This is a genomic window from Alteromonas sp. CI.11.F.A3 (assembly GCF_032925565.1).
Lineage (GTDB): Bacteria > Pseudomonadota > Gammaproteobacteria > Enterobacterales > Alteromonadaceae > Alteromonas.
In genome coordinates this window covers 103,386-128,010 of record NZ_CP136708.1, presented here as the reverse complement: position 1 = coordinate 128,010, position 24,625 = coordinate 103,386, and the positions used below count along the sequence as shown (strand labels likewise).

Annotated in this window: 19 protein-coding genes and 2 rRNA genes; 12 read left to right on the top strand and 9 right to left on the bottom strand. The window is 44.7% G+C overall.

The features are described from left to right. Positions 1–50: 50 nt before the first annotated feature. Entirely contained in the window at positions 51–2,843 is a 2,793-nt protein-coding gene (gene polA / locus R1T43_RS00525; protein ID WP_317351674.1) for a DNA polymerase I, read from the bottom strand. 409 nt (positions 2,844–3,252) lie between these two features. On the opposite strand from polA, the gene elbB reads away from it, so the two are divergent. Together elbB and R1T43_RS00515 are read left to right on the top strand one after the other, a co-directional pair. Then, positions 3,253–3,906, top strand: coding sequence for an isoprenoid biosynthesis glyoxalase ElbB (gene elbB / locus R1T43_RS00520; protein ID WP_317351671.1), 654 nt, complete (start codon positions 3,253–3,255; stop codon positions 3,904–3,906). Between the two features lie 109 nt (positions 3,907–4,015). Further along, entirely contained in the window at positions 4,016–5,467 is a 1,452-nt protein-coding gene (locus R1T43_RS00515) for a TrkH family potassium uptake protein (protein ID WP_057795008.1), read from the top strand. A gap of 49 nt (positions 5,468–5,516) precedes the next feature. On the opposite strand, the gene R1T43_RS00510 is transcribed toward R1T43_RS00515, so the two are convergent. The 6 genes from R1T43_RS00510 to def form a co-directional block, all read right to left on the bottom strand. Next, entirely contained in the window at positions 5,517–6,263 is a 747-nt protein-coding gene (locus R1T43_RS00510) for a complement resistance protein TraT (protein WP_211070354.1), read from the bottom strand. Between the two features lie 49 nt (positions 6,264–6,312). After that, positions 6,313–6,657: a hypothetical protein gene (locus R1T43_RS00505; RefSeq protein WP_317351668.1), complete on the bottom strand. Its 345-nt coding sequence runs from the start codon at positions 6,655–6,657 to the stop codon at positions 6,313–6,315. Between the two features lie 126 nt (positions 6,658–6,783). After that, entirely contained in the window at positions 6,784–8,163 is a 1,380-nt protein-coding gene (gene trkA, locus R1T43_RS00500) for a Trk system potassium transporter TrkA (protein WP_013782523.1), read from the bottom strand. 24 nt (positions 8,164–8,187) lie between these two features. Next, positions 8,188–9,522 carry a 16S rRNA (cytosine(967)-C(5))-methyltransferase RsmB gene (gene rsmB / locus R1T43_RS00495; RefSeq protein ID WP_317351665.1) on the bottom strand — a complete coding sequence of 445 codons (1,335 nt, stop codon included), beginning with the start codon at positions 9,520–9,522 and terminating at the stop codon, positions 8,188–8,190. After that, a complete protein-coding gene (gene fmt / locus R1T43_RS00490; RefSeq protein ID WP_317351663.1) occupies positions 9,522–10,478 on the bottom strand; it encodes a methionyl-tRNA formyltransferase in 957 nt (318 codons plus the stop codon). The genes rsmB and fmt overlap by 1 nt, the downstream gene beginning before the upstream one ends. Positions 10,479–10,486: 8 nt before the next feature. Then, the gene (gene def / locus R1T43_RS00485) at positions 10,487–10,996 is read right to left on the bottom strand and encodes a peptide deformylase (protein WP_013782526.1); all 510 of its coding nucleotides are present in this window, start codon (positions 10,994–10,996) and stop codon (positions 10,487–10,489) included. A 216-nt stretch (positions 10,997–11,212) separates the two neighbouring features. On the opposite strand from def, the gene R1T43_RS00480 reads away from it, so the two are divergent. The 7 genes from R1T43_RS00480 (at position 11,213) to R1T43_RS00450 (ending at position 16,908) form a co-directional block, all read left to right on the top strand. Then, a complete protein-coding gene (locus R1T43_RS00480) occupies positions 11,213–12,286 on the top strand; it encodes a LysM domain-containing protein (protein WP_317351658.1) in 1,074 nt (357 codons plus the stop codon). A gap of 33 nt (positions 12,287–12,319) precedes the next feature. After that, positions 12,320–13,477: a DNA-processing protein DprA gene (gene dprA / locus R1T43_RS00475; protein WP_317351654.1), complete on the top strand. Its 1,158-nt coding sequence runs from the start codon at positions 12,320–12,322 to the stop codon at positions 13,475–13,477. A gap of 1 nt (position 13,478) precedes the next feature. Continuing rightward, positions 13,479–13,955, top strand: coding sequence for a DUF494 family protein (locus tag R1T43_RS00470; RefSeq protein ID WP_013782529.1), 477 nt, complete (start codon positions 13,479–13,481; stop codon positions 13,953–13,955). 23 nt (positions 13,956–13,978) lie between these two features. After that, on the top strand, positions 13,979–14,530 hold the full coding sequence (locus tag R1T43_RS00465) for a type I DNA topoisomerase (protein ID WP_317351648.1): 552 nt from the start codon (positions 13,979–13,981) through the stop codon (positions 14,528–14,530). A gap of 21 nt (positions 14,531–14,551) precedes the next feature. After that, the gene (locus tag R1T43_RS00460; protein WP_317351645.1) at positions 14,552–15,127 is read left to right on the top strand and encodes a Sua5/YciO/YrdC/YwlC family protein; all 576 of its coding nucleotides are present in this window, start codon (positions 14,552–14,554) and stop codon (positions 15,125–15,127) included. After that, the gene (gene hemF / locus R1T43_RS00455; RefSeq protein ID WP_317351642.1) at positions 15,124–16,068 is read left to right on the top strand and encodes an oxygen-dependent coproporphyrinogen oxidase; all 945 of its coding nucleotides are present in this window, start codon (positions 15,124–15,126) and stop codon (positions 16,066–16,068) included. Before R1T43_RS00460 ends, hemF begins: the two co-directional genes overlap by 4 nt. Positions 16,069–16,233: 165 nt before the next feature. After that, positions 16,234–16,908: an OmpW/AlkL family protein gene (locus R1T43_RS00450; RefSeq protein ID WP_317351640.1), complete on the top strand. Its 675-nt coding sequence runs from the start codon at positions 16,234–16,236 to the stop codon at positions 16,906–16,908. A 101-nt stretch (positions 16,909–17,009) separates the two neighbouring features. Here the strand turns inward: R1T43_RS00450 and R1T43_RS00445 are convergent, their stop codons facing one another. After that, positions 17,010–17,441 (bottom strand): group II truncated hemoglobin, encoded by a 432-nt coding sequence (locus R1T43_RS00445; RefSeq protein WP_317351637.1) that lies wholly within the window; start codon positions 17,439–17,441, stop codon positions 17,010–17,012. A gap of 25 nt (positions 17,442–17,466) precedes the next feature. On the opposite strand from R1T43_RS00445, the gene aroE reads away from it, so the two are divergent. Continuing rightward, the gene (gene aroE / locus R1T43_RS00440) at positions 17,467–18,294 is read left to right on the top strand and encodes a shikimate dehydrogenase (RefSeq protein WP_317355601.1); all 828 of its coding nucleotides are present in this window, start codon (positions 17,467–17,469) and stop codon (positions 18,292–18,294) included. Positions 18,295–18,321: 27 nt separating this feature from the next. Here the strand turns inward: aroE and R1T43_RS00435 are convergent, their stop codons facing one another. Continuing rightward, positions 18,322–18,858, bottom strand: a complete 537-nt coding sequence (locus R1T43_RS00435; RefSeq protein ID WP_410548987.1) for a gamma carbonic anhydrase family protein — start codon at positions 18,856–18,858, stop codon at positions 18,322–18,324. Positions 18,859–19,498: 640 nt separating this feature from the next. On the opposite strand from R1T43_RS00435, the gene R1T43_RS00430 reads away from it, so the two are divergent. Both R1T43_RS00430 and R1T43_RS00425 read left to right on the top strand, forming a co-directional pair. Then, positions 19,499–21,031: ribosomal RNA gene (locus tag R1T43_RS00430) — 16S ribosomal RNA — on the top strand. Between the two features lie 529 nt (positions 21,032–21,560). Then, positions 21,561–24,438, top strand: a 23S ribosomal RNA gene (locus tag R1T43_RS00425). Together the 16S and 23S rRNA genes form the textbook arrangement of a ribosomal RNA operon. The last annotated feature ends 187 nt before the right edge of the window (positions 24,439–24,625 follow it).

Genomic DNA, 24,625 nt, shown 5'->3' with positions numbered 1-24,625 from the left:
TTGCCCATTTTTGAGCTATTGCTCACTATTTTCTGTAATCTAATTACTTTTTAGTGAGCTTCATCCCAGTTATCGCCCACGCCTGCTTCAACCACCAGCGGAACATTTAACACCGCAGCTTGCTCCATCAAGCTGACGATATTTTTAACCTGTTCCTCTAGATGTTCTTCTTTAATCTCAAATACCAATTCATCGTGTACCTGCATCATCATGAGAACATCATCACTTTCAAGGGAAGTGATCCAATCATCAACCTTTATCATGGCCATTTTAATGATGTCGGCAGCTGTGCCTTGCATTGGCGCATTGATAGCCGCGCGCTCTGCGCCTTTACGACGTGCGCCATTACTGGCTTTAATATCGGGTAGGTATAAGCGGCGACCAAACACAGTTTCAACGTAACCTTTTTCTTTAGCGCCTTCTCTGGTGCTGTCCATGTACTCGAGTACACCAGGGTAGCGTTCAAAATATAGGTCCATGTATTTTTGTGCTTCATGACGTGGAATATTAAGTTGTTTGGCAAGGCCAAAGGCACTCATTCCATAGATCAAACCAAAGTTTATGGCCTTAGCGCTGCGACGTTGTTCCGTCGTCACTTCGTCAAGCGTAACCCCAAACACTTCTGCAGCGGTAGCTTTGTGAATGTCTCTGCCGTGAGCAAATGCATCAAGAAGACCTTCATCGCCCGACAAATGGGCCATTATTCTAAGTTCAATTTGAGAATAATCGGCAGCTACAATCTTATAGCCTTCACGTGGAACAAATGCTTGTCTTACCTTACGACCTTCTTCATTTCGAATAGGAATGTTTTGAAGGTTAGGATCCGTTGACGACAACCGGCCCGTTGCCGTAATAGCTTGATGGTAAGAAGTATGAACACGACCCGTGCGATGATTAATCATTTTAGGGAGTTTGTCGGTATACGTATTTTTAAGCTTGGTTAACCCTCTATACTCCATTAACTTTTTAGGTAACGGGAATTCAAGGGCAAGTTCTTGTAATACTTCTTCAGAAGTAGAAGGGGCACCCTTGGGGGTTTTCTTGATAACCGGTAACGACATTTTTTCAAACAAAATGTGTTGAAGCTGTTTTGGCGAGCCTAAATTAAACACTTCACCTGCTTCTTCATGCACTTCTTTTTCTAGCTCAGCAATACGCGTAGCTAAATCTTGGCTCTGCTGGCGTAACCGTTGGCTTTCAATTAATACACCTTGCTGTTCCATACGAGATAAAACGCAAGCAACCGGCACTTCAACATCAACCAACAACGTTTTAAGTTTGGGTTCGTTCTCTAGCTTTGCCCATATTGCTTGATGAAGGCGCATAGTAATATCTGCATCTTCGGCAGCATAAGGACCAGCTTCTTCTAACCCAATTTGGTTAAAAGTAAGCTGTTTAGCACCTTTGCCGGCAATTTCTTCAAAGTGAATCGTTTTATGGCCTAAATAGGCAAGGGCTAGCGAGTCCATGTCATGGCGCTGCGCGGTGCTGTTTAACACATAGCTTTCCAGCATAGTGTCAAAGCCGATACCATTTAGGGTGATGTCGTAATGCGCGAGTACATTCTTGTCATATTTAATGTGCTGACCCACTTTGATGATGGTTTCAGACTCTAAAATAGGCTTCAATGCTGCTAGCACGTACTCTCTTGATAACTGCGTGGGTGCATCAGGATAATCATGAGCAACTGGCACGTAAGCCGCAGCACCAGGTTCAATACAAAAAGAGACACCAACAAGTTCAGCTTCCATGTAGTTAACACTGGTCGTTTCAGTATCAACAGCAATAAGCGGCGCTGCTTTTAGTTTTTCAATCCAAGCCTCAAACGTAGCTTCATCTAACACCACGTCATAACCAGATTTATCGATATTACTTTCTGGTAATACTTCATCTGTATCGCTTGAATCTGTTTCGCTCTGAACACTTGTTGGCTTTGAGGACTCACTACCATCACCTGCGATCAATGCGCTAATTTCGGTATGCCAGCGCTTAAATTCATACTCTGCAAACATCGACTGTAAGGTTTGGTTATCCGGAGCAGTAGGGCGAAGCTCATCTATTTTGTATTCTAGATCTAAATCAATGGCAATCGTGGCAAGGGTGTATGACAAGCGTGCTTGTTCTTCATACTCTTGCATTTTAGTTGCCATCGTTTTGCTCCCTCTAAATGAGAGATCGGCAATTTTATCAAGATTGTCATAGATAGCACTGATGCCACCAATACCGTTTAATAGCGCTTGGGCGCTTTTATCACCCACACCGGGTACGCCAGGAATGTTATCTACTTTATCACCCTTAAGGGCTAAGAAGTCGATAACCAGTTCCGGTGGAATACCAAATTTCGTGTTTACCCCTTCAATATCCATAATCTGATTCGTCATGGTATTGATCAAAGTGACATTGTCGTTGACTAGTTGCGCCATGTCTTTATCGCCAGTACTGATCAAAGTATCGATACCATGTTCTGTTGCACGACAGGCTAGGGTACCAATAACATCATCGGCTTCAACGCCAGACTCAACGATTACAGGTAACCCCATCGCTTTGATGATGGTATGTAATGGTTCTATTTGACTACGTAACTCTTCCGGCATAGGTGGGCGATTCGCTTTATATTCTTCATAAATATCGTCGCGAAACGTTTTACCTTTGGCATCAAAGATGACAGCCATGTGAGTAGGGTTGTACTGTCTAATCAAGCTTTTCAGCATGTTGACAACACCATAGATCGCACCGGTATCCTGACCTTTTGAGTTCGTCAGAGGCGGTAATCCGTGAAATGCTCTAAATAGATAAGATGATCCATCTACTAGAATAAAAGGGGGCTTTTTCGAATCTGTCATAGCTATGCATTAACCAAGCTTAGAATAAGGCGCAAGCATGCCATAGGCGCTAGTGGATCGCCATAGAGCATAACAACATAAATAAAGGGATCATCTGTGGATAAGATTGTGATCTAATAAAATAAGCACAACAAAATGAACGATCTTTGTTAATAGAAAGATCGTCCTGTAAAGCAATAAAAATAAGGGAATGAAAAATAAGAGTGTGGACTGCGTACCTGCAACTCATCATTCCTTTTTATGTGGATAACTTGGTGAACTTATTTTTTTCGTTTAACCAAATTGGTCAGATAATGTAGCATAACAAATTAACAATCCAATACTGGTTATTAAGACTTTTTTTTGAACAGTTGGTGATTTTATAGCCAAAAATAGAATAAGTCGGTTTGGCAAGGTCTAGGAGGACATTATGAAACAAGTTGCAGTGATTTTAAGTGGTTGTGGTGTATTTGATGGCGCTGAAATTCATGAGTCAGTATTAACGCTTTTAGCTATTGAACAAGCCGGGGTAGGTTACCAATGTTTTGCGCCAGATAAGGCTCAAATGCACGTAGTGAATCATTTAACGGGAGAAGTTTCAGAGGATGAAACGCGTAACGTATTGGTTGAGTCTGCACGAATTGCCCGAGGCAATGTAAAGCCTATTACAGAATGTGAGGTATCAGACTTCGATTATCTTATTGTACCTGGCGGTTTTGGGGCTGCTAAGAATTTGTGTTCATTTGCAGTTGATGGTGAAAAAAGCACGGTAGATAAGGACGTGCTTGCGGTATGCAGCGACTTTGCGAAAGCAAAGAAACCTGTGGCCTATGCATGCATTGCACCTGCTATTGCAGCCAGCGTATACGGCAACGATGTTAAACTAACCATTGGTAGCGATGAAGATACCGCCAATGCCTTGAACGCGTTAGGAGCATGCCACGTAAACTGTGAAGTAGATGAAGTGGTGGTAGACGTGGAAAATAAACTGGTTACTACGCCAGCTTATATGTCGGCACAAAATATCTTACAAGCCCATGCTAGTATTAATAAAATGGTAGAAACGGTACTAGCGATGAAATAATTTGCTTATAGCCCTATAATCGCGTCAATGTAGTAGAAACCTTGTATCCTCTAAAAACCGCGAACACTGTTAATCGCGAGTTTACTAATAACGAAAGGCATAAAGAAGCATGCACTACCGTGCCATTGTACGAATTTTAGGGCTCCTTATTGCGCTATTTAGCGTAACCATGATCCCACCTGCTGTGGTATCTCTGATTTATCAAGATGGTAGTGGTTTGCCCTTTACCCTTGCGTTCTTTATTTGCGTAGGTGGCGGTATGGTGCTTTGGTACCCAAACCGACAGCAAAAAAATGATTTGCGAGCGCGAGAAGGCTTTTTAATTGTTGCCCTGTTCTGGTCGGTACTAGCAAGTGTAGGTGCCATTCCACTTATGTTACTAGAACAGCCTAGCATGACCGTAACTGATGCTTTCTTCGAATCATTCTCAGGGCTAACTACAACCGGTGCAACGGTAATAGAAGGTATTGATTTCCTACCTCATTCGGTGCAGTTCTATCGACAACAGCTACAATGGCTAGGCGGTATGGGTATCATTGTACTCGCCGTAGCAATACTGCCTATTTTAGGGGTTGGGGGCATGCAGCTATACCGTGCAGAAACCCCAGGGCCGGTTAAAGATAATAAAATGACCCCCCGTATTGCAGATACCGCTAAACACCTTTGGTACATTTATCTTTCTATCACTATTGCATGCGCTGCCGCCTATTGGTTGGCCGGTATGGATATGTTTGATGCCATTTGCCATGCATTTTCAACGGTTGCCATTGGGGGCTTCTCAACCCACGATGCAAGCCTTGGTTACTTTAACAGCCCAATGGTGAATGTGGTTTGTACGGTCTTTCTATTAATTGCTGCACTTAACTTTTCACTCCATTACGCAGCAGTGAGTACGCGTTCGGTAAAAGGCTATTTTAACGACCCAGAATTTAAAGCCTTTTTCTTTATTCAAGCCACGCTTATCATGCTGTGCTTCTTAGTACTCACCCTATCTGGGTTTTACGACTCAGCGGAAACCGCGCTCGACCAAGCTATGATTCAAGCCGTATCAATCAGCACTACTGCGGGGTTTGCCACCACAGACTTCTCAATTTGGCCTACGTTTTTGCCCATACTACTCATCTTCTCAAGTTTCATTGGAGGCTGCGCGAGTTCAACAGGGGGCGGGTTAAAAGTGGTTCGTGTCTGTTTATTGTTCCTTCAAGGAAAGCGTGAAGTAGACAGGCTTATTCATCCTAAGGCGGTGTATTCCGTTAAGTTAGGTGAGCGAGCAATGCCAGATAAAGTCGTCGAGGCGGTATGGGGCTTTTTCTCTGCATACGCAGTGGTGTTTGTGATACTAATGATAGGCCTAATCGCCACAGGGCTAGATAACTTAAGCGCGTTTACCGCCACTGCCGCCATGTTAAATAACCTTGGACCTGGATTGGGCAGTGTTGCATCTAACTATGCGGGTGTGACCGATGCTGGAAAGTGGATTTTAGTTGTGGGAATGGTGTTTGGGCGACTGGAAGTCTTTTCGTTATTAGTACTATTTTCACCTACGTTCTGGCGGAGTTAATACAGCAACGACTGCTCAGTCAGTCATTGCTGTATACCGTAAGGCAGGTTTAAAAGAACGAAGCCATTGCATAAGCCGTTTTATCAAACATGAGTGGTTGTGCTTCTTCTAACGCTAGGTTGGCTTTGTTAGCTGTCGTCACAACGCGAGTGCGGTATTCTTTTTGGTTTGAAACTTCAGATACAGTCTGAGTTGATGCGCCGTCATCTGAAATTTTCGTATTCACCTTAGAATCTTTCCTTACTATCACGCCCTTAGCGGCACGTTCTTTAATTTGAATATCAGCCACGAGAAGGTAGGTTACATCTTTAACCATCGCGTTGGCCGCAGTAGAAACCAATCCACCGATAATGCCACCCGCAGCAGCTTGCTTATAATTTCCACCACCCGCATAAGCTGCTGCTGAGCCTAACGCGACGCCCTGGAATCCTGATGACAGATAATTTTCTGCCGCGGAAGGAGACGCCTTTTCTAGATTGCGCACGAACACACTCATCGTATATTGGGCTCCAGCAGGACTATCTACAAACGAATAGCCGTTTCCACTGCTCGATATTTGAGAGTTTAGTGCGTCTCTAAATGCATTGCGATCAAATTCCATCACCGCTGAGCGAACTTCTAAATAGATTTTTCGTTTTTCAGGCGGCACAGGCTCAACGAAAATTGAGGTGCTCAGTTTGGTCTGCACATCTAAATCTTTTTTAGCTATGGAGGTATGAACGGCAGCACAGCCGCTAAAAAGAATAACTACAAATGCAAGTACAACAATCCTGACATGCTGATTCCGTAACGTCATGGTAATTCCTTATTAAAAAATTGAACTGTAAATTATCGTTAGTGATTTGTTAGTAGTAGCGACCGTAATAACGGTGGTAGTAGCGACAATTGCGATACTCTCGCCAGTTATATCGTAGTAAGTCTCGGCAGGTATAACCCGGACGCCAATTCGTACCTTGATATTCTTTCGGCTTAACCCCTTTATCCAGCATGCTTTTAATATAGGCGTCTACTTCCTCAGGCTTCTCGGCTAAAAACGGTTTAGACATAACTTCAGCATTTAATAGAGCTTGCATACGTGCAAGTTCATCGTCTTCATCTGATTGGCTAACTGCGGAAAAAGAAAGTAATAAACTAGAAATTAACAAAGCAAGTGTGGGTATGGGGAGTGAGGTAAATCCGTTTTTGTACATTTCCGTTAATCCTATAACGACCTGAGAGGGTAATTATTGATCATTTTTTGTACAATCCGCAACGGATTATTTAGGATTATTTCTAGTAGCTATTTCACTACCTTTACGGCTTGGCGTATGTGTTTGTTATCCAAAGAAGAATGCGCTGGGTTGGAACAGTTTTTCTACATCGCCTATATATTTTTTGTCTACTAAGAACAGAATAACGTGGTCATTTGCTTCAATAAGCGTATCACTATGGGCAATGATTACCTGGTCGTCTCTTACTACCGCGCCTATGGTAGTACCAGGAGGCAGTTTAATTTTACCGATTTCTTTACCCACAACTTTAGAGGTATTTTCATCGCCATGGGCAATCGCTTCTATTGCCTCTGCTGCACCACGACGTAAAGAATATACGTTTACAATATCTCCGCGTCTAACATGGGTAAGTAGGGCCGAAATAGTCGCTTGCTGTGGCGAGAAAGCAATGTCTATTTCACCGCCTTGTACTAAGTCTACATAAGCACTACGTTGAATCAGTACCATGGCTTTTTGTGCGCCCATGCGCTTGGCCAACATGGCAGACATAATGTTAGCTTCATCATCATTAGTCACCGCAATGAATGCATCGACTTGCTCGACATTTTCTTCACTGAGTAACTCTGGATCCGATGCATCACCGCTAAAGACAATAGTTTTGTCTAAGTGGGCAGAAAGGTACTTTGCTCTTTCGTGACTAAACTCAATCAGCTTTACGTTATGTTTGTGTTCAAGCTTTTTCGCTAGCCCGGCACCAATTAAGCCGCCACCGGCTATCATAATGCGTTTATAGCTAGACTCTAATTTTTGGAGTTCACTCATTACCGCACGAATATGCTTTGTTGCAGCAATAAAGAATACTTCATCATCGGCTTCTATAACCGTAGTACCCAGCGGTCGAATAGGGCGACCACGGCGATATATTGCTGCCACCCGCGTTTCCACATTAGGCATGTGGTCTTTAAGCGCGGATAACGCATGACCTACCAATAAACCACCATAATAAGCTTTTACCGCCACTAAGCTGGCTTTACCGTCAGCAAATTCAACAACCTGCAAGGCGCCAGGGTAGTCTATAAGCCGTTTAATGGCTTTAGTCACTAGTTGTTCAGGGGCAATGATATGGTCTACAGGAATGTCCTGCTGCTTATAGAGTTGTTCTTGGTAAATAATATATTGTTCTGAGCGAACGCGAGCAATCTTGGTTGGGGTTTTAAATAAACTAAAGGCAACTTGGCACGCAAGCATATTGCTTTCATCGCTGTTCGTTACAGCGATAAGCATGTCGGCGTCTTCTGCTCCGGCTTTACGTAACACATCAGGGTGAGAACCCACCCCATTCACCACTTGTAAATCTAATCGGTCTTGAAGCGCACGTAGGGTATTAGGATCGGAATCGATAACCGTAATATCGTTCTTCTCGCCTACAAGGTTTTCAGCAAGTGTTCCGCCAACCTGACCTGCGCCTAAAATGATGATTTTCATCGGTGTTTATGTGCCCTATTGCTTTTATTTGCTCAACGACTTTACCAGTCTCGCATAGTAGAAACCATCCATTTGTTGCTCACCAGGAAGGATTTGTCTACCAGGGTTACTCGGAGTTTCCGTTTTTATAACAGGTACTAATGTGGCATCTGCATTGCGCTCTAAAAATGCGCTAATCTGTTGGCTATTTTCTTGTGGCAGAATAGAGCAGGTGGCGTAAAGCAATGTGCCACCGGGCTTGAGTGTTTGCCATAAGCTAGTCAGTATTTCAGCTTGTAGTGCTGCAAGTGCATCAATATCACTCGACTTTCTTAGCCAGCGAATATCAGGGTGGCGTCGAATAACACCTGTGGCAGAGCAGGGTGCATCAAGCAAAATTCGGTCGAAGTATTGTCCATCCCACCATGTGTCGGGTTTGGCCGCATCGCCTTGCTTTATAACCGGCAGATTGGTTTGCGTATGCTGCAGGCGAGTCATGTTTTCTTCAACACGCTTTAAGCGATTCTCGTCAGCATCAAGGGCAAGGCAATAGGCTAAGTCGGGAGTACGCTCAATAATATGACCTGTTTTACCACCCGGTGCGGCGCAACAATCTAATACGCGCTCATGTGGTTGCGCATCCAAATAATGGGCTGCAAGCTGAGCTGCACCATCTTGTACAGCAAAGTGGCCTTTTTCAAACCCTGGAAGCCCGGTTATATCTTCACGGCCTTCAAGTCTGATGGCATCTGGGTGTGCAGCACTTAGTGAATAGCTAACCTCAGCAGCATCCAATGCGTCAGTGTAATCGCTAATAGATATTTGTTTGGTATTAACCCTTAGCCAAATTGGCGCCATGGCATTGGTAGCTTCTCGCACGGCATCAGCATCTTGACCATAGGCATCTTCTAGCGCCTTAAATAACCACTTGGGTAACCCACTGGCAATAATGGGATTATCGATAGGCTTGTTAACCAGTTCTTGTCGCATGAAGTTGCGCAGTACAGCGTTCACTAAGCCTTTTAATGCTGTGCCACCTAAGTAAGGCGAGGCATTAACGGTTTCGCCCACTGCAGCATGTTGGCTTACACGAGAAAACGCTAACTGGTATAACCCCAACAAAATAAGGTGCTCTATTACTTTTTTATTCCCTTTTAGAGGGCGGTCGAGTAACTCTCGTAACCAATGCTGCAATATGGGAAGTTTACGCATGACGCCCAAAGACATTTCTTGGATCCACGCATTGTCTCTAGGGTGATGGCGACGTTGAACTCGCTCTAGGCAGTCTCTTGACGATTTACCTTGTTCTAGAATTTGATATATCACCCATGCACAATCGGCACGAAGGTTTTTTTGTTTCGGTAATGGAGTGGGTTTCACTATTCTTCCGTACTGGCGATGCAGTTTCCTGGTGCGAACCAGTCTTTGCGAGCATTAACGACATCTGCAGCGGGCAATGCTTTTTTCCCAGGTATTTGCAGGGTGTTGATTCGTAGGGCACTTGAGCCCGTAGCTACCACAATGCCGTGCTTGTCAGCTTGAATGATAGTACCTGGGGCATGTGAAGTCGGTAGGCCATCAACCACATCCACCGACCAAATTTTAATATTTTGCGACTCAATTTTAGTCCAAGCTACAGGCCATGGATTAAAGGCGCGCACGTTTCGTGCAATTTGCGCTGCGCTATCGTGCCAATTAATAAAAGCTTCTTCTTTGGAAAGTTTTTTGGCGTAAGTGGCTTCGCTATCATCTTGCTTCACAGGTGATAGGGTGTCGATATTGTTTACTACATCTAATAATGCAGTAGGGCCAAGTTCTGCAAGCTTCTCGTAAAGCGACGCACTGGTATCGCTTTCGCTAATAGGCAAGGTTGCTATATGCAACATGTCGCCGGTATCTAGTCCTTCATCCATCTGCATGATAGTAACGCCAGTCTCGCTATCACCGGCCCATATCGACCGTTGGATAGGTGCAGCACCACGCCACTTAGGCAAAATTGAGCCATGCACATTAAGGCAACCTAATTGGGGGGCTTCAAGTACGGACTTAGGTAAAATTAACCCATAGGCAACCACAATCATTAAATCGGCATTAATGTCTGCCAATATTTGCTGCGCTTCGTCATTTTTTAAGCTGGCTGGCTGATACACAGGAATATCATGTTCTTGAGCAAGCACTTTTACGGGGCTTGGTGTAAGTTTTTTGCCTCGTCCAGCAGGACGGTCTGGTTGGGTGTACACCGCAACAACGTCATGAGTGCTAGATAATAAAGCACTCAGATGCTGAGCAGCAAAATCCGGTGTGCCGGCAAAAATGATGCGTAATGGTTTTATCAAAACTAACCTCAGTCGCGTGCAGCTAAACGTGCTTCTTTTTCAAGCTTTTTACGAATTCGCTGGCGTTTAAGCGGAGACAAGTAATCAATAAACAGTTTGCCTTTTAGATGATCCAATTCATGCTGAATACAAATAGCCAATAGACCGTCTGCTTCCAACTCAAATGCTTCACCATTTTCATTCAGTGCTTTTACCGTAATTTCTTCTGCGCGCTCAACTTTTGCGTAGTTGCCTGGAACCGAAAGACAACCTTCTTCACTAATAGTGCTGCCGTCTTTTTTGGTGATTTCCGGGTTGATAAAAACACGAGGCTCGTCTTGATCTTCCGCTACGTTCATTACAACAACTTGAACATGTCTGTCGACTTGAGTAGCAGCCAACCCAATTCCATTCTCGTCTTTCATGGTTTCAAACATATCTGAAACCAATTGTTTAATGTCGTCATTCACTTCTTCTACCGGTTTTGCTACGGTACGAAGTCGCTCATCGGGAAAACTTAATACGTCTAAAATTGCCATGTGTCGCTTATTTAACCTTTTCGCTGTATAAATTCATATACGATCTAGTCGCTCGCACCCTTTACAGTGCCTTTTGAGTTACTATTCTAACGTATATCGAGTTATATCGTGCAGTTTTTTGCTGCCGCGCCACAGTATTGAGGCACAATATCGATATAGTAGTATTGTCTGAAATTTCAACAGTAAATGGCAGTGGAAAAATTGCGGAAGGTTAATTTGAAAAATCGATTGAAGAATGTAACACGTGCAATGGTAATAGTAGTGGCGTGTTTTGCCGCATTTTCAGCAATGGCCAAAACGCTTAAAGAATCTGCACCCGATACTTACACAGTTCAACAAGGTGATACCTTATGGGGCATCGCTAATCTTTTTTTAAATCAGCCATGGCTGTGGCCTGAACTCTGGCGTCACAACACCCAAATAGATAACCCGCATTTAATTTACCCCGGTGATGTTATCTCGGTGTCTTATATCAATGGTGAACCCGTATTTTCGATAAATCGAGATAAGCCAACCTTAGTGCTTTCGCCTGGTTCTACCCGAAGAGTTAAGAGTGCACCTATAGAAACCCTATCATGGTCGGTATTAGCCCCTTATATAAAACAACACACGCTGGTTTCTGAGGAAGAGTATGAATTACTCCCTCATTTATTAGGGAATCACGATGGTAATGTGAGTTTTGTGTCTAACGACCTAGTGGTAAGCCAAAAAGAAAACCGCACTGAGGATCAGTATCAGGTGGTAAGAAAGCAATCTATTATACGCAATATGCAGGGTAAGGTGCTTGGTGTGCAACTTACCCATGTAGCGAAAGCTAGCTTAGAGAATGACGTGTCATTGCCAAACGCTAGAATGGTGAAGCTTTCAGATTCAAATCAGGAAGCAAAACGTGGAGATAAGTTACTTACGGGTAACTTTACGTTAGACGATGATTTAGTTCTGCAAGAAGCAACATCACAACGAGGGTTTGTAATTGGCGATTTACACGATCACGACTTACTCGGCCGTTACGATGTTGTGGTATTAGATTTAGGCGCGCGTGAGCTGACAGCGGGTACCGTAATGGGCATCTACGCTGGTGGGCCTGACATCATAGATGGCGAAGAACCTCAATACGCAAGCAACCGTGATGTCATAAAAGGAAACGGGCTTTTTACCGATAAAGTACAGCAACCTGCACTTAAAATTGGTGAAGTCATTGTGTTCAAAACTTTTGATTCAGCGAGCTACGGCATTATAACTCGAGCAAAAGAAGGCGTAAGACGCGGCTTCATTGTGGCAAAACCCTAATACGTTATTGCCGCTTATTATTTAGGAGCGGCAATGACAACTTCCCAACCACATGAAGCAAGTAGTGATGCTGTTCAAGTATTGGATAAAACCTTAAGCAAAGAACAGATGGCGTGGCTGACAATGGCGTCAGCAATAAATATCGCAGCAGGGAAGTGGCTCAAGGCGCTGGAAGCACACTCTCTTAGCGAAGTAGCATTGCTAGATGCTTTTCACAAAACTGTTTTAACCTCGGGTGTTCTTCATACCCTTACACAATCAATATCTCTCAACTTACTTGAAAAAGCGAAACACTGGCACGCTTCACATGCAAAACATCATATCGTTACCCTAGGGTGTGCTCATTACCCTGAACTATTAAAAACCCTGCCAAACCCACCACTGGTGCTATTCGTTATAGGTAATATTGATACCTTGGTAATGCCCCAAATAGCGATAGTAGGGAGTAGGCGAGCTAGCCATCAAGGTAAGCAAATTGCTACTGAATTTGCTGAAGCACTAGCAACTAATGGGGTAGCCGTAACCAGTGGGCTGGCTGCAGGAATAGATTCAGCTGCCCATACAGGTGGGTTGGCGTGCGAGGGTGGCACTATAGCGGTAATGGGTACGGGGCCTGATATAGTCTATCCACCTAAAAACGTATCGCTACACCGCGACATAGTAAACGCTGGTGGCGCCTGTATTACCGAGTTCTTTCCTGGGATATCTGCCAAGCCTTGGCATTTTCCCAGAAGAAACCGAATAATTGCGGCTATGTCACTTGGAACCTTAGTAATAGAGGCAAAAATAAAGAGTGGCACCTTGATAACTGCGAATTTGGCCGCAGATATGGGGCGTGAAGTATTTGCAGTTCCAGGAAGTATCTTCCATGCTTACTCCGAAGGTTGTCATTGGTTAATTCAGCAAGGCGCTAAGTTGGTTACCTGTGTTGATGACATTTTCGATGAAATTGTAGTGTCTGCTGGTGAGAGAGAATGCCAGAGCGAAGCGTTAAGTAAAAAAAGTGAAGTGAATAACTTGGCAACCGATAAATTATTAGATAGTGTGGATTACGACATCACCGCTATTGATGTTATAGCGCAGCGCTGTACCTCTCCTGTTAATGAGGTTATGGCATCATTATTAGAATATGAGTTGCGTGGTTTAGTAGCCGCTGTCCCTGGTGGCTACATTAAATTGAGGGGAAAATAATATGTTCGATATCCTCATGTACCTGTTTGAAAACTTCATTCACAGTGAAACTGAAATTCGAGTCGATCAAGACGAGCTTACCGAGGAGTTGGTACGCGCGGGTTTCCATCATGATGAAATCTACAAAGCATTAGCGTGGCTTGAAAAGCTAGCGGCTTTGCAAGAAACAGATATTAAGCCTTATTTTTGTAAAGGGATTAGTACCAGCCTCAGTCGCATTTATACTCATGAAGAGCAAATGCGATTAGACGTAGAGTGCCGTGGCTTCTTGCTATTTTTAGAGCAGGTGGGCGTGGTAGATGCGTCAACGCGAGAAATGGTAATAGACAGAGTAATGGAAATAGACTCTTCTGAATTTTGTTTAGAAGACCTAAAGTGGGTAGTGCTCATGGTACTGTTTAATGTACCAGGTAAAGAAAAAGCCTATGCACAAATGGAAGATTTATTATTTGATGAACCTGACGGCGTGTTGCACTAATGTGCATCATGTCGTGCTAGTTTATGTCAAAAATTGATCATTCACTTTTCTCTGCGCACGAACATGCCTTAGAAGACGCTTTCGGTGATTGCCCCGATTGCGGTAAACTACTGCATATAAAAAACAGCAAATCAGGCCCTTTTATTGGCTGCACAGGTTACCCAGACTGTCATTTCAGCAAGCCATTACACGATAAACAAACCACCTTATTAAAAGTACTTGATGGCGTTAGCTGTCCAGAATGTGATTCTACATTGGCTATCAAAAAAGGCCGCTTTGGTATGTTTATAGGCTGTACCAATTTTCCTGAATGCCACTATATCTCACCAATTAAACAGCAAGAAGACACCCACGTTACTTGCCCTAAGTGTAAAAAAGGGCAACTTACATCACGTACTAATAAATACGGTAAGCAGTTTTTTGCATGTGATCATTATCCCCATTGTCGTTATGTGCTAAATTTCACGCCAGTAAATGAAGCATGCCCCGATTGTGACTGGGCCGTTCTGATAAAAAAGAAAGGCCAAATTTGTTGCCCTCAGCCAGGGTGTGGCTTCAAAAAAGACGATAAATAACACCTACAGAGAAAAGCATTAATGAGTATCCCGACCAAGGGGCAAATAGACACTAACGATCCAATTGTTACCGCGTTTAAAAATGGTGACTTATTGGTTTACCCTACCGAAGCGGTTATGGGCATAGGGTGCGACCCAGATAATGAAGCGGCTGTAATGTCCCTTTTAGCGTTGAAGCAGCGCCCTATAGAAAAAGGGGTAATCTTAATAGCTGCTAACTATTCTCAGCTATTACCCTATATCAATGATGAAGCCATACTTCAGCACAAACGTACTGAAATTGTGTCCAGTTGGCCTGGGCCAAATACTTGGCTGCTACCTAAGTCTGCGTCGGCACCACTATGGTTAACCGGCAAGCATGAGAAAATAGCGGTTCGAGTAAGTAACCACCCAGTGGTTAGAGCATTATGTGAAAAGCTAGGAAAGCCGCTGGTATCTACGAGTGCCAACCTAACTGGCCAACAACCCGCAATTACCCAGCAAGAAGCAACCGGTATATTTGGTGATAGTGTTTTCTATATTGATGGGGAAGTAGGTGGCCACGCTAAACCCAGTACCATCCGTGACGGCGATACCGGAGAGATAATAAGATCATGATTGACCCCCAACACATAAATCAACAGTTAGACGGTAAAGACGCCGCTGAAGTGATAGAACAAGTTAAAGCGTATTTACTGTCATTACAGGATAACATTTGCCAAACCCTTGAGCTCGCCGATGGTAAAGGGCTGTTCAAAGAAGATTCGTGGGTTCGCGAAGAAGGCGGTGGTGGTCGTTCTCGTGTTATCAAAAACGGTGCTGTGATAGAGCAGGGTGGAGTGAACTTTTCTCACGTGTTTGGTAGCCAGATGCCTGCGTCAGCCACGGCTAACCGCCCTGAACTGGCCGGTAGAAACTTTCAAGCCATGGGTGTCTCGTTGGTTATTCACCCACATAACCCTTATATTCCAACATCTCATGCGAACGTGCGCTTTTTTATCGCCGAAAAAGATGGTGAAGCACCTATTTGGTGGTTTGGTGGTGGGTTCGATTTAACCCCGTTTTACCCCTTTAAAGACGACGTAGTGCATTGGCACAATACCGCTAAGAAGTTATGCGCTCCCTTTGGTGAAGACGTGTATGGGAAATATAAGAAATGGTGCGATGACTATTTCTTCTTAAAGCATCGAAATGAAACCCGCGGTGTAGGTGGTTTGTTCTTTGACGATTTAAACGATTGGGGTTTTGAAACGTCATTCGACTTTATGCAAGCGGTAGGAAATGGTTTCGTTGATGCTTATGTTCCTATTGTAGAAAAGCGCAAGAGTACGTCGTACGGCGAAAGAGAGCGTGACTTTCAGCTATATCGCCGCGGTCGCTACGTAGAATTTAACTTGGTATTCGATAGAGGCACCTTGTTTGGACTTCAAACGGGAGGCAGAACCGAATCAATCTTGATGTCTATGCCACCACTTGCCCGATGGGAGTATTGCTATACGCCAGCGCCGGGTAGTGCGGAAGCAAAACTAACCGACTGGCTTCAGCCTACAAACTGGTAATATCTTGCACCATGGTTTCTCCCTGTGGTGCCAATCTCTTGATCCACATCAAATTCCCTCATTGCCAAGGTATATAGCTAGATTCCACCTTGCGCTGGATCAAAGGATTTTCTTTTTAAACGTTTACAGTGTCGTCATTATCATTAAACACATGAGAGACACACAATGCGTACACACACACTTTCAGCCATATGTATTTCTTTAGCGCTTGCCGCCCCTTTTGCTTCAGCTCATGAAAAGGGTGACTGGTTAGTTCGTGGCGGATTAACAACAGTAGCGCCCGACGAGTCAACCTCAAACATCATTGCAGGTGGTAGCGATTTAGGTGTAGCACTGACTATCGATAATGATACCCAGTTGGGATTAAACGTTGCCTATTTCATTACCGACAATATCAATGTTGAATTATTGGCCGCAACACCGTTTACTCACGACGTGAATTTTTCGGTAAGCGATCCACTAGGTACAGGTAACACATTGGGAGAGGTCACGCACTTACCCCCTACTATTACCGTTAACTACTACTTCAACGACGCAAACTCAGCGTTTCAGCCATATGTTGGGGCGGGTTTAAACTATACCTTTATCTTTGATGAATCATTTACTGCTGCAAATAAGGAAGCGGGGCTTGATGATTTATCTTTAGATAACTCTGTAGGCATTTCTGCACAAGTAGGGATGGACTATCAAATAGATAAAGAGTGGCATGTAAATGCGTCAGTACGTTACATCGATATTAATACCGAGGCGTCATTTACCGTAGTTGGTGCAGAAGGTAGCGTAAACGATATTGATATCGACCCTTGGGTTTATACCTTGTCAGTAGGTTACACATTCTAAGGTTCGTTTAATAAGGTAAGTTGCCTTAAACAAGCAGCTTAGCAAGGCGTAAAACCTTATATCGTAATCTGAAGCGTTCCGTAATTTAACGGAGCGCTTTTTTATTTACTATTAATCATATGTTCGGCAAGTTGATCGAGTGCATTAAGAAGTTGCTGTGCGAGGGGGAGGTCATCAACAGTCTCGTGCATGGCTTTGCGCATACAATACATCCACTGGTCTTTTAATTCTGGTGTAACACTAAAAGAAAGATGCCGTGAGCGTAATCGTGGGTGGCCATATTGTTGCTGATAGGTGTCAGGTCCGCCTAACCACAAACTTAAATAAAGAAAAAACACTTCTCTAATTCTATCTGTTGGCTGAGGATGAATGGCGTAAAGCTCCTTCGCAATAGGATCATCACGCATATTGTCATAAAAGCGGTTTGCCAAAAGGCGTACCTGATCTTCTCCACCTATACGGTAATATGGTGTAGTCTCTGACACAGCAGGTTTTTCCTTTCGTATCGATTTAAAGAAGTTAGACATTCCCATGACAGACAGCCTTATTAATAATCCAATGAAAAAGTTTGCCGTTTTCGGTAACCCTATAGTTCAGAGTCTATCACCAACTATTCATGAAATGTTCGCTAAGCAATGTGGCGAGCAAATTAGTTACGAAAAAATCCTTGCGCCAGAAGATGGTTTTACGCCTGAAGCGAAGGCATTCCTAGCGCAACCAGACGCTATAGGTTGTAACGTTACTATGCCGTTTAAACAAGATGCCTTTGCCCTTGCCAACGTAGACGACCAGGCTGCGTTAGACGCAAAAGCAGTTAACACCTTAATGAAGCGCAGCGATGGCACTGTTGCAGGTTTTAATACCGACGGGGTGGGGCTGGTGAATGATTTACTTAACCACGGCGTACAGCTAAAAAATAAACGTGTGCTATTAATAGGTGCCGGTGGAGCAGCAAGAGGCGTGATAGCGCCACTTATTGCTTCAGGCATAGCGTCGTTACATCTTACTAACAGGACAAAGGCTAAAGCAGAAATAGTGGCAAGTGAAACGGGCGGAGGAAAGGTTAAGGTTGTTGGTATAGAAGACTGCGATACAGTAGCCCCACATATTATTATCAATTCAACCGCAGCGAGTTTAAGTGAAACACTGCCTTTTGATATGAACGCTACGCTATTTGCAGAATGTGAAACAGCGTATGACATGGTTTATCGTGCAGAGCCTACTTACTTTATGCAGCAAGCATTATCATTAGGTGCTTCACGGGTACTTGATGGTTTGGGTATGCTGGTGGAACAGGCTGCTGCATCATTTACGATATGGACAGGTTACAAACCACAGACCAGTGCGGTAATTGATGTATTACGTAGTCAGTTAAAGGCAAAGTAATCGAGACTCATATAAATAAGCAGGCTGTTAAGCCTGCTCTTCTCTATATTCATCTTTTAGTTTTACGTAGTTCAATGCTGATTGTTTAAGAAAGGCTGTCTCGCTTTCTTTTAATGGGCGTTTCTTAACGGCAGGGTTCCCTACATATAAGTAACCACTTTCAAGTCGCTTATTCGGTGGTATTAATGCACCGGCTCCAATAAAGACATCGTCCTCAACAATAACGCCGTCCATAACAATAGCGCCCATCCCTACCAAAATACGATTTCCAAGCACACAGCCATGAAGCATACATTTATGGCCCACAGTAACATCGTCACCAATAACAAGTGGAAAACCGTCTGGGTTGGACACAGATTTACGAGATACATGTAACACACTGCCATCTTGAATATTGCTGCGTGCACCAATCGAAATATGATTAACATCTCCACGAGCAGCAACTAATGGCCAGATACTGGCATCGTCGCCTAGGGTAACGTCGCCAACGATAACGGCAGACTCATCTATATAACAGCGATCACCGAGTGTGGGAGACGTTGATTGATAGGTTCTAATTGTCAAAATTGCACCTTTATACATAAATTCATCAATAGTGATTGCATTAAAACAGAGAACAGGGGGAAAGAACCAACCTTATTCCACCATTATTTCAGTAAAAGGTGGCAAGGTGAGAAAGCGGTTATCAGTAAAAAACCGAAATTATGTGCGATTTATAGGCTGTGCGGTTGGTATTTTAAGCAGTTAAACGAAATGTGACACTTTTTTTAAAACAGAGGTTGACGCAGGCTCAGAAATCTCTAGAATGCGCATCCGCTTCGACAGGAAAGTGAAATAACTTACACTGACAAAGCAAGTCACTACTTACCTTAAAGGTCAAGTGTGACGGGGTTTTAAAGAAAACGCTCCAGAAAATAAAATTTCAAAAAGTGTTGACACTGAAAACTTCAAGCGTATAATACGCACCTCGCTCAAGCAGAGTGAGTCACGAAGAAGCAACGGCTTCTAGTGAATTGCGACAACCAAGGTTGTCCGCTAGCAAGAGAAGATGAATCAACTGAGAGTAATGTTGGTCCTCCTTGCGCAGAAGTCACGACAAAAAGCGTCGAGATTCTGCACTATGTTCTTTAACAATTTAGACAAGACAATCTGTGTGGGCACTCATTAAGAGTGTCACACAACGACGATTCATATTCGATATATTTAATTGAAGAGTTTGATCATGGCTCAGATTGAACGCTGGCGGCAGGCCTAACACATGCAAGTCGAACGGAAACATGTCTAGCTTGCTAGATGATGTCGAGTGGCGGACGGGTGAGTAATGCTTGGGAACTTGCCTTTGCGAGGGGGATAACAGTTGGAAACGACTGCTAATACCGCATAATGTCTTCGGACCAAACGGGGCTTAGGCTCCGGCGCAAAGAGAGGCCCAAGTGAGATTAGCTAGTTGGTGAGGTAAAGGCTCACCAAGGCAACGATCTCTAGCTGTTCTGAGAGGAAGATCAGCCACACTGGGACTGAGACACGGCCCAGACTCCTACGGGAGGCAGCAGTGGGGAATATTGCACAATGGGGGAAACCCTGATGCAGCCATGCCGCGTGTGTGAAGAAGGCCTTCGGGTTGTAAAGCACTTTCAGTTGTGAGGAAAAGTTAGTAGTTAATACCTGCTAGCCGTGACGTTAACAACAGAAGAAGCACCGGCTAACTCCGTGCCAGCAGCCGCGGTAATACGGAGGGTGCGAGCGTTAATCGGAATTACTGGGCGTAAAGCGCACGCAGGCGGTTTGTTAAGCTAGATGTGAAAGCCCCGGGCTCAACCTGGGACGGTCATTTAGAACTGGCAGACTAGAGTCTTGGAGAGGGGAGTGGAATTCCAGGTGTAGCGGTGAAATGCGTAGATATCTGGAGGAACATCAGTGGCGAAGGCGACTCCCTGGCCAAAGACTGACGCTCATGTGCGAAAGTGTGGGTAGCGAACAGGATTAGATACCCTGGTAGTCCACACCGTAAACGCTGTCTACTAGCTGTTTGTGGCTTTAAGCCGTGAGTAGCGAAGCTAACGCGATAAGTAGACCGCCTGGGGAGTACGGCCGCAAGGTTAAAACTCAAATGAATTGACGGGGGCCCGCACAAGCGGTGGAGCATGTGGTTTAATTCGATGCAACGCGAAGAACCTTACCTACACTTGACATGTTGAGAAGTTACCAGAGATGGTTTCGTGCCTTCGGGAACTCAAACACAGGTGCTGCATGGCTGTCGTCAGCTCGTGTCGTGAGATGTTGGGTTAAGTCCCGCAACGAGCGCAACCCTTGTCCTTAGTTGCCAGCATTCAGTTGGGCACTCTAAGGAGACTGCCGGTGACAAACCGGAGGAAGGTGGGGACGACGTCAAGTCATCATGGCCCTTACGTGTAGGGCTACACACGTGCTACAATGGCATATACAGAGGGATGCGAGACAGTGATGTGGAGCGGACCCCTTAAAGTATGTCGTAGTCCGGATTGGAGTCTGCAACTCGACTCCATGAAGTCGGAATCGCTAGTAATCGCAGGTCAGAATACTGCGGTGAATACGTTCCCGGGCCTTGTACACACCGCCCGTCACACCATGGGAGTGGGATGCAAAAGAAGTAGTTAGTTTAACCTTCGGGAGAACGATTACCACTTTGTGTTTCATGACTGGGGTGAAGTCGTAACAAGGTAACCCTAGGGGAACCTGGGGTTGGATCACCTCCTTACCAAAATGTCGATGGTGACATTGTTAGTGTAGTGCCTACACAAATTGTCTTGTTTAAAAGTTTAAAGAAATGCCCTAGAGCGCTTAAGTTTGATTGCAAGATCAAACTTAAGTGCTTTCTTTGAAAGCATTATGTTCTTTAACAATTTGGAAAGCTGATATTTAATTAGTAAATCAATCAAAATTTGAGTAATTGAGAAGTCGAAAGACGTACTTACTACTCTACTTGACTTGAATTGCTTGTTATCAATCTTTATTTGATAGCAAGGCAATTTCACGATTAGCTTGTCATGCATACAACTGAGTTAGATCTCATCCAGTCCTGATTTCAAAAGGCGGGAGAGTTCTTCGCTCAATCATTGTTTTAATATTCTTATTTATAAGGTTATTAGTGCAATGGGCGAGGTAACAGTTTCTAGTCGACTAAATCGACGAGTAAGCGAAGGCACATACTTTTAGTATGTAACTGAGCGAACGAGGAAAATTTAGGAAGAATAGGAAGTGTTAACGAAGGCCATTTGGGGTTGTATGGTTAAGTGACTAAGTGTATACGGTGGATGCCTTGGCAGTTAGAGGCGATGAAGGACGTGTAAGTCTGCGAAAAGCTGTGGTGAGCCGACAAAATGCATTTGAGCCACAGATGTCCGAATGGGGAAACCCACCTATTTATAGGTATCGTTACATGAATATATAGTGTAACGAGGCGAACGAGGGGAACTGAAACATCTAAGTACCCTTAGGAAAAGAAATCAACCGAGATTCCCCTAGTAGCGGCGAGCGAACGGGGATTAGCCCTTAAGCAATTATGAACGTAGTGGAAGCCTCTGGGAAGTGGCGCGATACAAGGTGATAGCCCTGTACACGAAGTGTTTGTTTTTGTGAAATCGAGTAGGTCGGGACACGTGTTATCTTGACTGAATATGGGGGGACCATCCTCCAAGGCTAAATACTCCTAACTGACCGATAGTGAACCAGTACCGTGAGGGAAAGGCGAAAAGAACCCCTGTGAGGGGAGTGAAATAGAACCTGAAACCGTATACGTACAAGCAGTGGGAGCAGACTTGTTCTGTGACTGCGTACCTTTTGTATAATGGGTCAGCGACTTATATTTAGTAGCAAGGTTAAGCGAATAGCGGAGCCGTAGCGAAAGCGAGTGTTAACTGCGCGTTTAGTTGCTAGGTATAGACCCGAAACCCGGTGATCTAGCCATGGGCAGGTTGAAGGTTGAGTAACATCAACTGGAGGACCGAACCCACTAACGTTGAAAAGTTAGGGGATGACTTGTGGCTGGGGGTGAAAGGCCAATCAAACCGGGAGATAGCTGGTTCTCCCCGAAATCTATTTAGGTAGAGCCTCGGACGAATTCCATTGGGGGTAGAGCACTGTTAAGGCTAGGGGGTCATCCCGACTTACCAACCCTTTGCAAACTCCGAATACCAATGAGAACTATCCGGGAGACACACGGCGGGTGCTAACGTCCGTCGTGAAGAGGGAAACAACCCAGACCGCCAGCTAAGGTCCCAAAATATTGCTAAGTGGGAAACGATGTGGGAAGGCATAGACAGCTAGGAGGTTGGCTTAGAAGCAGCCACCCTTTAAAGAAAGCGTAATAGCTCACTAGTCGAGTCGGCCTGCGCGGAAGATGTAACGGGGCTAAGCAATATACCGAAGCTGCGGATACGTGTTTACACGTATGGTAGGGGAGCGTTGTGTAAGTGGATGAAGGTGAATCGAGAGGTTTGCTGGACATATCACAAGTGCGAATGCTGACATGAGTAACGATAATGGGAGTGAAAAACTCCCACGCCGGAAGACCAAGGTTTCCTGTCCCATGCTAATCAGGGCAGGGTAAGTCGGCCCCTAAGGCGAGGCAGAAATGCGTAGTCGATGGGAAACGGATTAATATTTCCGTACTTATATAATCAGTGATGGAGGGACGGAGAAGGCTAAGCAAGCTTGGCGTTGGTTGTCCAAGTGAAAGCAAGTAGGCCGAGTGTTTAGGTAAATCCGGACACTTAAAGCTGAGATGCGAGACGAGCTACTACGGTAGTGAAGTTGTTGATGCCCTGCTTCCAGGAAAAGCTTCTAAACTTATGATTATATGAACCGTACCCCAAACCGACACAGGTGGTCAGGTAGAGAATACTAAGGCGCTTGAGAGAACTCGGGTGAAGGAACTCGGCAAAATTGTACCGTAACTTCGGGAGAAGGTACGCCCTTGTTTGTGATAGGACTTGCTCCTTGAGCAGATGAGGGCCGCAGTGACCAGGTGGCTGGGACTGTTTATTAAAAACACAGCACTCTGCTAACTCGCAAGAGGACGTATAGGGTGTGACACCTGCCCGGTGCCGGAAGGTTAATTGATGGGGTTATCTTCGGAGAAGCTCTTGATCGAAGCCCCGGTAAACGGCGGCCGTAACTATAACGGTCCTAAGGTAGCGAAATTCCTTGTCGGGTAAGTTCCGACCTGCACGAATGGTGTAACCATGGCCACGCTGTCTCCACCCGAGACTCAGTGAAATTGAAATCGCAGTGAAGATGCTGTGTACCCGCACCTAGACGGAAAGACCCCGTGAACCTTTACTACAGCTTGGCACTGAACATTGAACCTACATGTGTAGGATAGGTGGGAGGCTTCGAAGCACAGTCGCTAGATTGTGTGGAGCCGTCCTTGAAATACCACCCTTGTATGTTTGATGTTCTAACATTGGTCCCTTATCGGGATTATGGACAGTGTCTGGTGGGTAGTTTGACTGGGGCGGTCTCCTCCCAAATAGTAACGGAGGAGCACGAAGGTTAGCTAATCACGGTCGGACATCGTGAGGTTAGTGCAATGGCATAAGCTAGCTTAACTGCGAGACAGACACGTCGAGCAGGTACGAAAGTAGGTCATAGTGATCCGGTGGTTCTGTATGGAAGGGCCATCGCTCAACGGATAAAAGGTACTCCGGGGATAACAGGCTGATACCGCCCAAGAGTTCATATCGACGGCGGTGTTTGGCACCTCGATGTCGGCTCATCACATCCTGGGGCTGAAGTCGGTCCCAAGGGTATGGCTGTTCGCCATTTAAAGTGGTACGCGAGCTGGGTTTAGAACGTCGTGAGACAGTTCGGTCCCTATCTGGTGTGGGCGTTGGATGATTGATGGGAGCTGCTCCTAGTACGAGAGGACCGGAGTGGACGAACCGCTGGTGTTCGGGTTGTCATGCCAATGGCATTGCCCGGTAGCTACGTTCGGAACGGATAACCGCTGAAAGCATCTAAGCGGGAAGCCGGCCCAAAGATGAGTCATCCCTGACTTTTAAAGTCCGGAAGGGTTGTTATAGACGATGACGTTGATAGGCAGGATGTGGAAGCGTTGTAAGGCGTTAAGCTAACCTGTACTAATTGCCCGAGAGGCTTAACCATACAACGCCCAAGAGGCTTTATATCTTGAGTGTTGTAAGACAAAGCTAATAGTAAGCAGAGTAGTAGTACTCAGTGCTCAAAGATTGATTACGTGAATATCAGAATTCCTAAATTGTTAAGTTTTAAGCAACGATGATTAAACAGACTCCAAAGAGTATTGTTGGTCCTCCTTGCGCAGAAGTCATGA

Excerpts from the sequence above, each read along its gene's own strand:
- R1T43_RS00460 (WP_317351645.1), top strand. The coding sequence starts at position 14,552 with ATGAGTATCCCGACCAAGGGGCAAATAGACACTAACGATCCAATTGTT.
- trkA (WP_013782523.1), bottom strand. The coding sequence starts at position 8,163 with ATGAAAATCATCATTTTAGGCGCAGGTCAGGTTGGCGGAACACTTGCT.
- R1T43_RS00450 (WP_317351640.1), top strand. The coding sequence starts at position 16,234 with ATGCGTACACACACACTTTCAGCCATATGTATTTCTTTAGCGCTTGCC.
- def (WP_013782526.1), bottom strand. The coding sequence starts at position 10,996 with ATGGCAATTTTAGACGTATTAAGTTTTCCCGATGAGCGACTTCGTACC.
- R1T43_RS00515 (WP_057795008.1), top strand. The coding sequence starts at position 4,016 with ATGCACTACCGTGCCATTGTACGAATTTTAGGGCTCCTTATTGCGCTA.
- dprA (WP_317351654.1), top strand. The coding sequence starts at position 12,320 with ATGACAACTTCCCAACCACATGAAGCAAGTAGTGATGCTGTTCAAGTA.
- hemF (WP_317351642.1), top strand. The coding sequence starts at position 15,124 with ATGATTGACCCCCAACACATAAATCAACAGTTAGACGGTAAAGACGCC.
- R1T43_RS00445 (WP_317351637.1), bottom strand. The coding sequence starts at position 17,441 with ATGGGAATGTCTAACTTCTTTAAATCGATACGAAAGGAAAAACCTGCT.
- aroE (WP_317355601.1), top strand. The coding sequence starts at position 17,467 with ATGAAAAAGTTTGCCGTTTTCGGTAACCCTATAGTTCAGAGTCTATCA.
- R1T43_RS00510 (WP_211070354.1), bottom strand. The coding sequence starts at position 6,263 with ATGACGTTACGGAATCAGCATGTCAGGATTGTTGTACTTGCATTTGTA.
- R1T43_RS00465 (WP_317351648.1), top strand. The coding sequence starts at position 13,979 with ATGTCAAAAATTGATCATTCACTTTTCTCTGCGCACGAACATGCCTTA.
- R1T43_RS00505 (WP_317351668.1), bottom strand. The coding sequence starts at position 6,657 with ATGTACAAAAACGGATTTACCTCACTCCCCATACCCACACTTGCTTTG.
- elbB (WP_317351671.1), top strand. The coding sequence starts at position 3,253 with ATGAAACAAGTTGCAGTGATTTTAAGTGGTTGTGGTGTATTTGATGGC.
- polA (WP_317351674.1), bottom strand. The coding sequence starts at position 2,843 with ATGACAGATTCGAAAAAGCCCCCTTTTATTCTAGTAGATGGATCATCT.
- R1T43_RS00470 (WP_013782529.1), top strand. The coding sequence starts at position 13,479 with ATGTTCGATATCCTCATGTACCTGTTTGAAAACTTCATTCACAGTGAA.